This is a genomic window from Tardiphaga sp. P4_G1, assembly GCF_056401215.1.
On sequence record NZ_JBFUJU010000014.1, the window covers coordinates 25,860 to 39,757 of the forward strand.

At 62.1% G+C, this 13,898-nt stretch carries 11 protein-coding genes; 5 read left to right on the forward strand and 6 right to left on the reverse strand.

What is annotated here, in order from left to right:
- The first annotated feature begins 122 nt into the window (after positions 1 to 122).
- A complete protein-coding gene (locus AC1DUY_RS27700; RefSeq protein WP_175368777.1) occupies positions 123 to 902 on the forward strand; it encodes an enoyl-CoA hydratase-related protein in 780 nt (259 codons plus the stop codon).
- An 11-nt stretch (positions 903 to 913) separates the two neighbouring features.
- Here AC1DUY_RS27700 and AC1DUY_RS27705 read toward each other — a convergent pair whose 3' ends face one another.
- The 3 genes from AC1DUY_RS27705 to AC1DUY_RS27715 are packed head-to-tail and all read right to left on the reverse strand — an operon-like array spanning position 914 to position 3,143.
- Complete coding sequence (locus tag AC1DUY_RS27705) at positions 914 to 1,288, reverse strand: DUF6285 domain-containing protein (protein WP_093759524.1); 375 nt, start codon at positions 1,286 to 1,288, stop codon at positions 914 to 916.
- A gap of 58 nt (positions 1,289 to 1,346) precedes the next feature.
- Positions 1,347 to 2,345 (reverse strand): phosphotransferase family protein, encoded by a 999-nt coding sequence (locus tag AC1DUY_RS27710; protein WP_478118502.1) that lies wholly within the window; start codon positions 2,343 to 2,345, stop codon positions 1,347 to 1,349.
- 3 nt (positions 2,346 to 2,348) lie between these two features.
- Positions 2,349 to 3,143, reverse strand: a complete 795-nt coding sequence (locus AC1DUY_RS27715; protein ID WP_231078070.1) for an enoyl-CoA hydratase/isomerase — start codon at positions 3,141 to 3,143, stop codon at positions 2,349 to 2,351.
- A gap of 218 nt (positions 3,144 to 3,361) precedes the next feature.
- Between AC1DUY_RS27715 and AC1DUY_RS27720 the strand changes: the two genes are divergently transcribed.
- Positions 3,362 to 4,153 carry an SDR family NAD(P)-dependent oxidoreductase gene (locus AC1DUY_RS27720; RefSeq protein ID WP_478118504.1) on the forward strand — a complete coding sequence of 264 codons (792 nt, stop codon included), beginning with the start codon at positions 3,362 to 3,364 and terminating at the stop codon, positions 4,151 to 4,153.
- A 123-nt stretch (positions 4,154 to 4,276) separates the two neighbouring features.
- Here AC1DUY_RS27720 and AC1DUY_RS27725 read toward each other — a convergent pair whose 3' ends face one another.
- Positions 4,277 to 5,938 carry a flavin-containing monooxygenase gene (locus AC1DUY_RS27725; protein ID WP_478118506.1) on the reverse strand — a complete coding sequence of 554 codons (1,662 nt, stop codon included), beginning with the start codon at positions 5,936 to 5,938 and terminating at the stop codon, positions 4,277 to 4,279.
- Between the two features lie 211 nt (positions 5,939 to 6,149).
- Between AC1DUY_RS27725 and AC1DUY_RS27730 the strand changes: the two genes are divergently transcribed.
- Genes AC1DUY_RS27730 through AC1DUY_RS27740 form a run of 3 tightly spaced genes read left to right on the forward strand, consistent with a single transcriptional unit; the run spans position 6,150 to position 9,280 of the window.
- On the forward strand, positions 6,150 to 7,283 hold the full coding sequence (locus AC1DUY_RS27730; RefSeq protein WP_478118508.1) for a nitronate monooxygenase: 1,134 nt from the start codon (positions 6,150 to 6,152) through the stop codon (positions 7,281 to 7,283).
- A 17-nt stretch (positions 7,284 to 7,300) separates the two neighbouring features.
- Positions 7,301 to 8,818: an acetyl-CoA acetyltransferase gene (locus AC1DUY_RS27735; RefSeq protein ID WP_478118510.1), complete on the forward strand. Its 1,518-nt coding sequence runs from the start codon at positions 7,301 to 7,303 to the stop codon at positions 8,816 to 8,818.
- 6 nt (positions 8,819 to 8,824) lie between these two features.
- Positions 8,825 to 9,280, forward strand: coding sequence for a PaaI family thioesterase (locus tag AC1DUY_RS27740; RefSeq protein ID WP_439073193.1), 456 nt, complete (start codon positions 8,825 to 8,827; stop codon positions 9,278 to 9,280).
- Between the two features lie 65 nt (positions 9,281 to 9,345).
- Here the strand turns inward: AC1DUY_RS27740 and AC1DUY_RS27745 are convergent, their stop codons facing one another.
- Both AC1DUY_RS27745 and AC1DUY_RS27750 read right to left on the reverse strand, forming a co-directional pair.
- A complete protein-coding gene (locus AC1DUY_RS27745) occupies positions 9,346 to 10,554 on the reverse strand; it encodes an efflux RND transporter periplasmic adaptor subunit (RefSeq protein WP_478118512.1) in 1,209 nt (402 codons plus the stop codon).
- The gene (locus tag AC1DUY_RS27750) at positions 10,544 to 13,741 is read right to left on the reverse strand and encodes an efflux RND transporter permease subunit (RefSeq protein ID WP_478118514.1); all 3,198 of its coding nucleotides are present in this window, start codon (positions 13,739 to 13,741) and stop codon (positions 10,544 to 10,546) included. The genes AC1DUY_RS27745 and AC1DUY_RS27750 overlap by 11 nt, the downstream gene beginning before the upstream one ends.
- Between the last annotated feature and the right edge of the window lie 157 nt (positions 13,742 to 13,898).

The window sequence follows — 13,898 nt, forward strand, 5'->3', positions numbered from 1 at the left end:
CGATTGTTTTCCGAGCTTTGTTGCTCTTGTTAATCGAGCGATTAAGATGGCATCGTCCGATCAAGTCAAGCGCGCCCGCGCGGCGTAAATTCTGCCTAACGAAAAACAAAAGGGAGGCCGCGATGGCTCTGCAATTCTCAACCGTGACCCGCAAGGGACCGATCACCATCGTGACGCTGTCGCGTCCGGAAGTTTACAACGCACTGCACACCGATGCGCATAACGAGTTGCACGAGGTGTTCAACGACTTCGCTAGCGATCCCGAACAGTGGGTGGCGATCGTCACCGGCGCCGGCGACAAAGCGTTCTGCGCTGGTAATGACCTCAAATGGCAGGCCGCCGGCGGCAAGCGCGGCTGGAACACGTCGGGCTTCGCCGGCCTCACCGCGCGCTTCGATTGTGACAAGCCGATCATCGCTGCGGTGAACGGCGTCGCCATGGGCGGCGGCTTCGAGATTGCGCTGGCCTGCGACCTCATCATCGCTGCGGAAAATGCGACCTTTGCCCTGCCCGAGCCTCGCGTCGGCCTTGCCGCACTCGCCGGCGGCCTGCAGCGCCTGCCGCGCCAGATCGGCATGAAGCGCGCCATGGGCATGATCCTCACCGCACGCCATGTGAAGCCGCAGGAAGGCTATGAGCTCGGCTTCGTCAACGAAGTGGTGCCGCAGGGCGAAGCCCTGAACGCCGCGCTGCGCTGGGCCGAGACCATCTGCCAGAATTCACCGATGTCGATCCGCGCCTCCAAGCAAGCGATCCAGAAGGGCATGGCGGTGTCGCTGGAACAGGCCATCACCGAGCAGCGCGAATATCCCGCGGTGAAGGCCATGGCAGCGTCGGAGGATTATGTGGAAGGGCCGAAGGCGTTTTCGGAGAAGCGCAAGCCGAACTGGAAGGGGAAGTAGCGCCGCGGCGCTTACTTCGGTTCCAGCTCGCGTTTGTACGCCGCGTAATTCGGCTGATCGACGGCGAGCTTCGCCAGTGTCGTCTGCCACAGATGCTCTTTCACACCGGGCGTCGTGAGATCGATGTCGCCTTGCGCGATGCGGTCGGCAAGATCCTGGTTCAACCCGTCGAGCGTGCCATGCACGCCGAGCAGCATCGTCAATCCATGCAGCTCGGCGGCATCGCTGTCGCCGGCAAGCGTGAGCTGCCGGGTCACCAGATCGAGCGCGTTGATCGCGACACGCAGCTTGAACGCGGCATGGCCCGAGATTTGAGGTGCAATGTCGTTGCGAAGGAAATCGGCAACGGCCTTTACCAGTTCGTCCGGCCTCGGCTCGTCCTGCATGTCATCACCTTGTTTTTGCGCATGATCTGATCCGAAAACCGGTCGCCACTTTTCGGGATCATGCGCGCGGCGCCAATAGCCGTAACAGATCAATCTCCGTCTCCGACGAGCGCCGTCCGATCATCGCGCGCTCCATCGAATGATCCGGGCCGAGACGAAACCGCTGCATCATCCCGACACACATCACGCCCCAGCGCAGCGTGCCCATCACTTCCCAGAATTTCACGCGTGCCACATCGACCTTGAAGTCGCTGGCCGCCTCGTAACCCGAGAACAACTCCTCATAGGCGCCAAAACCGCCGACCGGTTTGTCGATGACACCGAAGCGCCAGGAATTGACGCAGATCCAGCCGAGATCCTCCATGGGATCGCCGAGATGCGCCAGCTCCCAGTCCAGCACGGCGCGGATGCCGTCAGGACCGATCATCAGATTGCCATGCCGGAAATCGCCATGCACCAAAGTGACGCGCTCCGACGGGCCGGGATCGTTGTCGCGGAGCCAGCGCAAAGCCAGCTGGAACACCGGGCGCGGCCAGCCAAAACCGTCGATCTCCCGCTGCAATTCGGCGATTTCTGCTGCGGCAGTCATGCGGCGCAGTTGCGGCAGGCTTGCAGCGGACAGCCCGTGGATCCCGGCGAGGATCTCGCCGCATTGCCGGGCGAGTTTGGGCCGTGCGTCGGCGAATTCTTCGTCGCGCAAAATCTTGCGCGGGATGGTTTCGCCAGCGACTCGCTGCATGATGAAGCCCGTTCCCAGATCGTCATCCGGTCTGAGAACGTGCAGCAACTTCGGCGACGGTACGCCAGCATCATGCGCGAGTTGCATGAGTACCGCTTCCGCATCGAGGCCCGCGGCACGGCCGGGCGCAGCACCATAGCCCGACGGCGCGCGACGCAGGATGGCGCCGATGGCACCATCGGGATGCGTGATATCGAACGACCACGTCTCCTGACTGGCGCCGCCGGACAGCCGCGCTGCGGATGTCACGCCTGCCGCGCCGGGACACCACGCCGCCGCACTGCGCGCCAAAAGCTCCGCGACGGAAGCTGAGCTCAAGGTCTATTTGCCCGTGAACTTGGCCGGGCGCTTCTCGAGGAATGCGGCGACGCCTTCCTTGAAGTCCGGCGAAGCACCGGCGGCGCGCTGCGATTTGACTTCGAGATTGATCTGGTCCTCGAAGGAATTCTCCGGGCTTTCCCAGTAGAGCTTGCGGATCAGCGACAGTGCGATGGTCGGGCCGTTGGCGAGTTCATGGGCGAGCTTCATGGCTTCATCCATCAGCGCCGCATCGTCATAGACGCGATTGACGAGGCCCCATTCCAGCGCCTTCTCGGCCGGCAGCTTTTCACCAAGCAAGGACAGTTCGACCGAACGCGCCTTGCCGATCAAGCGCGGCAGTATCCAGGTCGAGCCACAATCCGGCACCAGCCCGATACGACGGAACGCCTGCAGGAAATAGGACGAGCGCGCGCACAAAATGAGATCGCCCATCAGCGCGAAGCTCATGCCGGCGCCGGCGGCGGGGCCATTTACCGCGGTGACGATCGGGCAATGCAGGTTCTGCAGCCGGCGCAGGAACGGATGGAAAGCGGTCTCCAGCGTCGCGCCGGCGTTGCTGCGCGCCTTCGTGAGCTGATTGTTGCGCCCCTGAAGATTGGCGCCCGTGCAGAAGGCACGGCCGGCACCGGTGAGGACCACGCAGCGCACGTCGGCCTTGCGATCATCGATCTCGTCCAGCGCCTCGCCGAGACCGCCAAGCATGTCGACCGAGACCGCGTTCATGACCTCCTGATGATCGAGCTTCAGGATGGCGACATTGCCGTCGAAATCGAGCGTGACGTGTTTGAACTGCATGGTTTCCTCACGGGATGATCCGCGTGTTTATTCCGCGGTGTGGAAGCTCTGTCTGGGCATGATCTGATCCGAAAACCGGCATCCACTTTTCGGGATCATGCGATTGTATGTCAGGCGGCATATTTGATTTTTCGGACGCGCTTGTCCATGCTTCCTGGGGAACACCAGCCCACCAACGGACGCACGGCATAACGCGCGCCAAACATGGAAACGCTGACATGGCAACGTCTACACAGATATTCGACCTCAGCGGCCGCGTGGCCGTCATCACCGGCGGCAATGGCGGTATCGGCCTCGGCATCGCACAGGCACTGGCCACCGCCGGTTGCAACGTCTCGATCTGGGGCCGCAACGCCGAGAAGAACAAGGCCGCGGCTGCCACCATGGCGGACTGCACCGGCAAGGTCGATACGCTCATCTGCGACGTGACCGACACCGCCTCGGTGAAGGCGGCGATGGATGCCACGCTCAAGAAATTCGGACGCGTCGATGGCTGCTTCGCCAATGCCGGCATCGGCGGCGGCGGACGGCATAATTTCATCGACCGCACCGAAGAGCAGTGGCGCACCATGTTCGCCACCAATCTCGACGGTGTCTTCCATGCCTTCCAGGTGGCCGCGCGCCACATGACCGAACGGGCCGAAGGCGGTGACAAGTTCGGCCGGCTGGTCGCAACATCGAGCCTCGCCTCGATCTTCGGCACTGCCCGTAACGAACACTATGCGGCGACCAAGGCCGCGATCAATGCACTGGTGCGCGCGCTGGCCGTCGAATTGGCCCGTCAGGGCGTGACAGCCAATGCGATCCTGCCCGGCTGGATCAAGAGCGACATGACTGCCGGGATCATGGGTAACGAGAAATTCGTCGCCAATGTCATGCCGCGCATTCCGGTGCGCCGTTTCGGCGAACCATCGGATTTCGGCGGCATCGCGGTCTATCTGATGAGCAAGGCGTCATCGTATCACACGGCGGATACGTTCGTGATCGATGGCGGGTATACGGCGTTTTAGCCACAAACGCTGTCATGCCCGGACTTGATCCGGGCATCCATCTTTGCCCCTGCAGCCAATGAAGATGGATGGCCGGGTCAAGCCCGGCCATGACAACCGGGAGAGCGCAGTCTCTCGCCCCCTCTACGACGCCACCGCCTCCTTTGGCCGCGCGCCCACCGTCATCGCAAATCCCTCATAGTCCTTCGCTGCGACATCATTGCAGATCTGCCGGTAGACACCGACGCCGCCGATATAGGGCATGAATATCTGCGGCTTGCCGGGAATATTCGCGCCCATATACCAGGAATTGGCCTGTGGATAGAGCGTGCCGGCCGCCACCTCGTTGACATGAGCGACCCATTTGTCCTCCGCGGAACGCGTTGCCTCGATCACCTCTGCGCCACGGTTACGCATGTAGCTAAGGCAGTCGGTGATCCAGTCGACATGCTGCTCAATGGACACGATCATATTTGACAGCACAGACGGCGAGCCGGGGCCGGTGACGATAAAGAGGTTCGGGAATCCGGCGCTCATCAGGCCGAGATAGGTTCGCGGGCCTTCCGCCCATTTGTCATTCAGCGTCTGGCCGCCGCGGCCGCGAATGTCGATCTTGGCGACCGAGCCGGTCATCGCGTCGAAGCCGGTGGCGAGCACCAGTGCGTCGACCTCGTAATCCTTGCCGCCGGTGCGCACGGCGTGCGGCAGAATCTGCTCGATCGGATGAGCCTTGATATCGACCAGCGTCACATGCGGGCGATTGAAGGTCGCATAGTAATCTGTGTCGACGCAGATACGCTTTGAACCAACCGGATGATCGGTCGGCTGCAGCAGCCTTGCCGTTTCGGGATCGCTGACGATCTCCGAAATTCTCTCGCGGATAAAATCGGCGGCGGTATCGTTGGCGCGCTGATCCAGGACCAGGTTATTGTAGACGCCCATGAAGGTAAGTCCGCCCGATGTCCATCGCGCATGATACTTCTCACGCCTTTCATGTTCCGGATCATCGAGCGCGCCGCGATCCGGAATCGGCTGCACGATGCCGTTCTTGAAATCCTCACGCGCCTGCCGGCGAATCTCCGGATAGTTGTCGCGAAACGATTTGCGCTCATCATCGGTGAGCGGCGCATTGCGCGCCGGCACGCTGAAATTTGCTGTGCGCTGGAACACAGTGAGCTGGCTCGCCTGCTCGGCGATTAGCGGGATCGACTGGATTGCTGACGATCCGGTGCCGATGACGCCGACGCGCAGACCGGTGAAATCGACTGTCTCATGCGGCCAGTTGCCGGTGTGATAGACCTTGCCCTTGAAATCCTTCATGCCCCTGAATTCGGGCGTACGCGCATTCGACAGACAACCCGTCGCGAGCACGACATGCTGCGCGGTGGAGGTCTGGCCATCGGAAGTCGTCACCGTCCATCGATTGGCACGCTCATCGAATACCGCGGATTTGACGGTCGTGTTGAACTGGATGTCCCTGCGCAGATCGTAGCGATCGGCGACATGGCCGGCATAGCGCAGGATTTCCGGTTGCGGCGCATAGCGCTCGCTCCAGTCCCATTCCTGCTGCAACTTGTTATCGAACGAGAACGAATACTGCATGCTCTCGACGTCGCAGCGCGCGCCGGGGTAGCGGTTCCAGTACCAGGTCCCGCCGACATCGCCGCCCTGTTCGAAAACTTTCACATGGAGACCGAGGCCACGCAGCTTATGCAGCAGATAAAGCCCCGCGAACCCGGCGCCGACGACCACGACATCGATACGCGCGTTTTGATGTGAGACAGATTGCGGCTGTGCAGCGGCCATGCGTTCACTCCCGTACTTTTTGCTTCGCTTGTTACAGGCAGCATTTCCCGCATAACGCGAAAGCGCAAGCAGGAAATCGGGCAGCGTTGCCGCGGTATTTTGCCAGGCGGAATGCCGCTCGTCCGCTTGGCATCGCCCTTCCCCATACGCTAGCGTTCATCACGAACTCGCCACATGAAGCGGGTCACAACAGATTCAGGGAGACACGCCGATGAAGTCGCCGATCTGCGAGATGCTGGGCATCGCGTTTCCGCTACTCGCTTTCAGCCATTGCCGCGACGTGGTTGCCGCCGTCAGCCGCGCCGGCGGCTTCGGTGTGCTCGGCGCCACCGCGCATTCGCCGGAAACGCTGGAGCAGGAACTGAGGTGGATCGACGATCATGTCGATGGCAAGCCCTACGGCATCGACGTGCTGATCCCGGAGAACATCTCCACCGCAGGCGAGAAGGATGTCACCTGGAAGTCGCTGGAGCGCCGCATCACGCCGGAACATCGCGCTTTCACCAGGAGCCTGCTGAAGAAATACGGCGTCGATCTCAAGGTCACCGAAGTCTCCTCCGATCAGCCGCAGCCATTCGACGGCGAGACTGCGCTGCGGCTACTCGACGTCTCCTTCAACCATCCGATCCGGCTGATCGCCAATGCACTCGGCGTGCCGCCAAAGGCGATGATCGAGATGGGCAAGGCGCATGGCGTGCCGGTGGCGGCGCTCGTCGGTGCCAAGGAACATGCGATCCGGCAGGTTGCGGCCGGCGTCGATATTCTCGTGGCGCAGGGCACCGAGGCCGGCGGCCATTGCGGCGAGGTCTCGACCATGGTGCTGGTACCGGAGGTGATCAAGGCCATCAAGCCGATGCGCGAGGTCCCGGTGCTGGCCGCCGGCGGCATCATGACCGGGCGACAGATGGCCGGCTGTATGGCGATGGGCGCGGCAGGCGTCTGGACCGGTTCGGTGTGGCTCGCGACCACGGAATCTGAAACCTCCGAAATCTTTCGCGAGAAGATGATTGCCGCCTCGTCGCGGGATGCGATCCGCTCCAGGGGCCGTACCGGCAAGCCCGCACGGCAATTGCGCTCGGTCTGGACCGATGCCTGGGATCGCAGCGAAGACAGCCCCGGCGCGCTGCCGATGCCACTGCAGAGCCTGATCAGCCGCGACGCCTTCGCCTCGATTGATCGTTCCGCAGCCGCGGGCAATGCGCAGGCACGGGATCTGGTCAGCTATTTCGTGGGCCAGGGCGTCGGCCTGATTGACAGCGTCAAGTCGGCAGGCGCAGTTGTGCAGGAATTCAAGGAGGACTTTGCCGAAGCGGCGGAGCACCTCACCATGCTGGTTTCCGAATAGAGGCAAGAGCAAGAACAATGGCAGTGTCGAACCAAGCTGAAGATCGCATCCCCGTCATCGTCGGCGTCGGCGAATTCTCTGATCATCCGAAGGAGCTCACGGAAGGCCTCGAGCCGCTCGCGCTGATGATCGAGGCGCTGAAGCGCGCGGAGCAGGACTCTGGCGGCAAGCTGCTTGGGGATATCGACTCGCTGGACATCGTGAACTTCCTGAGCTGGCGCTACACGGCTCCGGAGAAGCAGCTCAGCGAGAAGCTCGGCATCGCGCCGAAGCACGCCTATTACGGCCCGGTCGGCGGCGAGAGCCCGATCCGCTACATTCATGAAGCAGCCAAGCGTATCACGCGCGGCGAATCGCAGGTCGCGGCGATCACGGGCGCGGAATCGCAGGGCACCGCGACCAAGGCTGAACGCGCCAAGGTGGATCTGCCCTGGACGCCATTCGCCAAGGATGCGCCGGAGCCGCTGCGCGGTGCCAACTATCAGAAGCCGATGGCGACCAAGCTCGGCGTGGCCAAACCGGTCACGGTCTACCCATTCTACGAAGCCGCCTCCGCCGCGCATTGGGGCCAGACGCCGCGCGAGGCCCATCGAGAGTCTGGAGAATTGTGGTCGCGCTATGCAGGCGTCGCGGCGACCAATCCGGAAGCGTGGAACAAGAAGGCCTTCACGCCCGACGAGATCACAACGCCGACGCCTGACAATCGGCTGATCGCCTGGCCCTATACCAAGCTGATGGTCGCCAATCCGATGGTGAACCAGTCGGCCGCCATCCTCGTCACCAGCCTTGCCAAGGCGCGCGCTGCCGGCGTACCCGAGGATCGCATCGTGCATATCTGGGGCGGCGCTTCGGCCGAGGAGCCGCGCGACTATCTCGACCGCGACCAGTATGTGGAGAGCCACGCGCAGAATGCGGTGCTGAAGGTGGCCATGGATCTGGTCGGCGGCTCCGGCAAGAATTTCGGCGCCATCGAGCTCTATAGCTGTTTCCCCTGCGTGCCCAAGATGGCCCGCCGCACCCTCGGCCTTGGCAGCGACGTGCAACCAACCGTGACCGGCGGTCTCACCTTCTTTGGCGCGCCGCTGAACGACTACATGGCGCATGCCGCCTGCGCGATGGTCCGCAAAATCCGCGCGGGGACCAAGACGGGCCTGCTCTACGCGCAGGGCGGCTTCGTCACCAAGCACCACGCATTGGTGGTGTCGAAGGATATGCCGAAGGAAGCGATCGCGCAGGACACCAATGTGCAGGCTGACGCCGATCGCAACCGCAAGCCCGTTCCGACATATGTCACCGAGGCCTCGGGCAACGGCACTGTCGAGAGCTTCACGGTGATCTACGGCCGCGGTGGCGAGATCGAACACGGCGTGGTGATCCTGCGCACTGCTGCCAATGAACGCGCGCTGGCGCGTGTGCCGGTGCAGGACCAGGCGACGCTGGCGTTTCTGATGGATCAGGACAAGACGCCGGTGGGAGCGTCGGGGCCGATCAGCACGGCGGATGATGGCGTGCTGGAGTGGCGAAAGGCGCGATAAAGCGAAATGACCAGATTCATTCCAAAGGATGCAAACTTCGAGGCCCGCGTCCAGGCGAGCTTCGCCCGCCAAACGGCGATGGCGACACTGGGCATCGAAGTTGCTCGCCAGGCAGCCGGCGAAGTCGAACTCAAAATGCCGTACAACACCGCCTTTACGCAGCAGCACGGGTTCATTCATGCCGGCATCATCACAACAGCGCTGGATACAGCCTGCGGGTATGCCGCCTTCTCGCTGATGCCCGACAATGCCGCAGTACTTACCGTCGAATTCAAGACCAATTTTCTGGCCCCGGCCCGCGGCGAGCATTTCCTGTTTCGGGCCCACGTTCTCAAGCCCGGCAGAACCATAACGGTTTGCGAGGGCCAGGCCTTTGCGGTGGAGCGAGGCGAGGAGAAACTGATCGCAACAATGAGCTGCACCCTGATGGCGCTGTTCGATCGCGAAGGCATCACGCACTAGATAATCGTAAACGGAGGGGTCGCTATGCCGGGCATACGAGCCCGGCATAGCGCGGCGTCAACGCCCTACCCCTTCACTTCCTTCTTGTCCGTCTCCGCCGTCGGCTTGCCACTTTTCGGAGCACCGCTGCCGCCAGTGATACGGACCTTGTCGCCGTCGTTGAGGCCATCCGGCGGGGCAATGACGATACGGTCATCGGCGGTGATGCCGGACGCGAGTTCAATGTCGCGGCCGAGATCCCTAGCGATGGTCACGGTCTTGAACAGGATCTTGTCGTCCGCTCCAACGGTCGCGACGCGCAGGCCGCTCTTGTTGAAGATCAGCGCCGAAGCCGGCACATGCAGCGGCGCGGAATCGCGCGCGAGGCTCATCTTCACATTGGCATAGCCACCCGGCAGCAATTCGCCATTGGGGTTGTCGAGCACAAGCTGCATTCGCGTGGTGCCCGAAGCTACATCGACCGATTGCGACGAAGCTTCCACCGTGGCCGGGAATGTCTTGTTCGGATGATCTGGCACGCTAATGATCGCCTTGGCACCTAACCTGATCGCCGGCACATAGCTCTGCGGCACGTCGACATAAACGCGCAGCTTCTTGATATCAGATACCACGAACATTGCGGCGCCGGTGCCGGTGCCGCCCGAGATCAGCGCGCCGACGTCGGTGTTGCGCTGGGTGACGACGCCATCGAACGGCGCAGTGATCTTCTTGTAGCCGGCCAGAGCTTCCAGCCGTTCGACATTAGCTTGGCCGGAATTCACGGCGGCGCGTTTGTTGTTGAGGTCGGCGGTGCGTTCGTCGATTTCCTGCGCCGAAACGAAATTCGACGCCACCAGCGTCTTGCGGCGGTTCAGCGTCGCTTCCGACAGTTTGGCGCTGGACTGCTGGCTGACAAGGTCAGCACGGGCCTGCAGCAACTGCTGATCGAGGTCCGGGGCTTCGATCTCGGCGATCACCTGGCCGGATTTGACCTGTGCACCGATATCGGCGCTCCAGCTCTTCAGATAGCCCGAGACGCGGGCAAAAATCGGCGCGCGGTAATAGGCTTCGAGCCGGCCGGGCAGATCGAGCGACGCGTTGAGGACGCGGGCATCCGGCGGAGCCACAGCGACCGTCGGGATCGCCTGATCGTCGGTCCAGGCCTTCAGGTCGGTCTCGGTCTTGGCGCGGGCCATGATACCGGTCACGACGATGGCACCGGCGGCGCACAGGCCAATCACTCCGACCAGGCCGAGCTTGCGGCGTGACACCGGGGGGGTCTGCTCAGTGGGCATGCAAAGTCTCCGAGGTAGCCACGTCAGCCGCAGGCTGATTTTCGGGCTGCTGTTTCTTGTGAACCATGCTGAACACCACCGGCACGAACATCAACGTGGCAATGGTAGCAAAAATCAGGCCGCCGATGACAGCGCGGCCAAGTGGCGCATTCTGCTCGCCGCCTTCGCCCAGCCCGAGCGCCATCGGCGCCATGCCGATGATCATGGCCAGGGCCGTCATCAACACCGGGCGGAAGCGGACGAAACCGGCTTCGGACGCAGCCTTGATGGGGTCACCGAGGATCGCGTAGCGTTCGCGGGCAAAGGAAATCACCAGCACCGAGTTGGCCGTCGCGACACCCATACACATGATGGCGCCGGTTAGTGCCGGAACCGACAGCGTGGTCTGCGTCGTGAACAGCATCCAGACAATACCGGCCAGTGCCGCCGGCAGCGCGGTGATGATCACGAACGGATCGGACCAGGACTGGAAGTTCACGACGATCAAGAGATAGATCAAAACGATGGCGCCGAGCAGACCGAACAACAGGCCGGCAAAGGCGCTGTTCATGGTCTGCACCTGACCGAGCAGCGCCACATTGCTGCCCTTCGGCACATCCGCCTTGGTTTCTTCCAGCACCTTGTAGATGTCGTTGGACACGGAACCGAGATCGCGCCCCTGCGTGGTGGCATAGATCTGCACCATCGACTGGATGTCATATTGCGACACCACGGCATTCGAGGTCGAGCGATTGATGCTGGCAATGCCGCCGAGCATCGGGGAGTTGTTGCTGGCATTCACGGCCGTGATCGGCAGCGTCTCCAGCGCACCCAGCGAATCCAGTTTGTATTGCGGCGTCTGCATCACGATGGAATAGGACACGCCGTTATCAGGACTGAGATAATAGGTCGGCGCGACTTGCGACGAACCAGCGAGGTTGACCACGAGGCTGTTGGTGACATCGCGCTCGGTTAGGCCGACATATTGCGCACGGGTGCGGTCGACATCGATGTTGAAGCCGGGATTGTTCGGCGACTGCTGAAGCCGTGCATCGGCAATGCCGGGAATGCGACGGATCTTGCCGAGCAGCTTGTTGGCATATTCAAAGTTCGCCGCGAGATTCGCACCGCGGATCTGCAGGTCGATCGGGGCCGGGGCGCCGAAGTTCAGGATCTGGCTGACGATGTCGGCAGGCAGGAAGGCGAAGCTGACACCCGGGAACTGCCGCGGCAGTTGCTCGCGCAATTGCCGCACATATTCGTCGGTCGGCCTGTGGCCTTCCTTCAGCTTGATCTGGAAGTCACCATCCTGCGGGCCGATCACGCCGGTGTTGTTATAGGTGAGATTGATACCGGAGACGGGCATGCCGATATTGTCGGTCATGGTCTCGATCTGATCCGGCGGGATGATCTTGCGCACCGCCTTGGTGATATCAGCGAACTGGTTCGCGGTTTCCTCGATGCGGGTGCCGACCTGCGCGCGAACATGCATCAGGATGGCGCCGCCGTCGACCGACGGGAAGAAGTTGCGGCCAAGGAACGGCACCAGCAGAAACGACACGCCGACGACGCCGAGGAAGCCGATCACAAAAACGGGGCGCCGCGCCAGCGCCATATCCAGCAGGCCGTGATAACCGCCACGGATACGCTCGAAGCCGGCCTCGAAGCCACGCTGGAAACGCACCAGCGGATTGCGGGTCGGCGGTTTCTCGCCGTCATGATGGACATGCGGCTGCAGCAGATACTTGGCCATGGTCGGCACCAGCGTGCGCGACAGCAGGAACGACCAGACCATCGCGAACATCACCGCTTCGGCCATCGGTACGAACAGGAAGCGCGCAATGCCGTTGAGGAAGAACATCGGCACGAAGACGATACAGATACACAGCAGTGACACGAAAGCCGGCGTCACGATCTGCGCCGCACCATCCATGATCGAGGTCTCGACGTCCTTGCCCTGCTCTAGATGGTAATTGATGTTCTCGATGGTCACCGTGGCATCGTCGACGAGAATGCCGACTGCGAGCGCCAGACCGCCCAGCGTCATGATGTTCAGCGTTTCGCCGATCATCGACAGCATGATGATGGCACCGAGCACCGCCAGCGGGATCGACACCGCGATGATAACGGTGGAACGCCAGCTGCCAAGGAACAGCAGGATCATCACCGACGTCAGCAAGGCCGCGATGACGCCTTCCACGGCCACGCCCTCGATGGCGCCGCGCACGAAGCCGGATTGGTCGCCGATATAGCTGATCTTCAATGCGTCCGGCAACGCGGCGCGATAATCGATCACCTTCTGCTTGATGCCGGATATGATATCGAGCGTCGAAACCGAACCGGCCTTCAGCACCTGCATCAGCACCGAGCGATTGCCATCCACATGCACGATATTGGTCTGCGGCGGATTGCCGTCGCGCACGGTGGCGACGTCATCCACATAGACCATGGCGCCGTTGACGCTCTTGATTGGCAGCCGGCCGAGTTCTTCGATCTTCAGCGGCGAGTTGTTGAGGTTGATCGTGTATTCGAACTCGCCGATCTTCTGCGTGCCGACTGGCGTGATCAGGTTCTGCGCCGCCAATGCATTGGCGACGTCCTGGCCGGAGAGACCGCGCGCCTGTAGCGCGCCGGGATTGAGGTCGATCTGGATCTGGCGCTGCTTGCCGCCGAACGGATACGGAATCGCGGCACCGGGCACGGTGACCAACGGCGTGCGGAGCTGGTTGATGCCGATATCGGCGAGGTTCTGTTCGGTAAGACCGTCACCCGACAGTGCGACGTTGATGATCGGCACCGTCGAGGCCGAATAGTTCAGGATCAGCGGAGGCGTAGCGCCGGGTGGCAACTGCTTGATCAGCGTCTGCGAGATCGCGGTGACCTGCGCATTGGCGGTGCGGATGTCGACATTGGGCTGGAAGAAGATCTTGATGATGCCGAAGCCGGCATAGGAATTCGCGGTGATGTGCTCGATGTCATTGACCGTGGTGGTCAGTGCGCGCTGGAACGGCGTGGTGATACGGCCGGACATCTGGTCCGGCGGGAGGCCGGTATATTGCCAGACCACGCCGATGACCGGGATGCGGATGTCAGGGAAAATATCGGTAGGTGTGCGAAGCGCGGCCAGCGGCCCGACAATCAGCAGCAGCAGGGCCAGCACCACAAAGGTGTAAGGCCGGGTCAGAGCAATGCGCACCAACGAAATCATGAACGGGTAGTCCTCGATACATTGACGAGAGGGGCACTGCGGAAACCCGCCTGCCCACGATCGAATTCACCTGTTTAGAGAGATCGTCCGCATCCGATTAGTGAGCCGGGCCGGCATAAGCCTATCGGCTCGGTTCATGAATGAACGGGCAATCCTC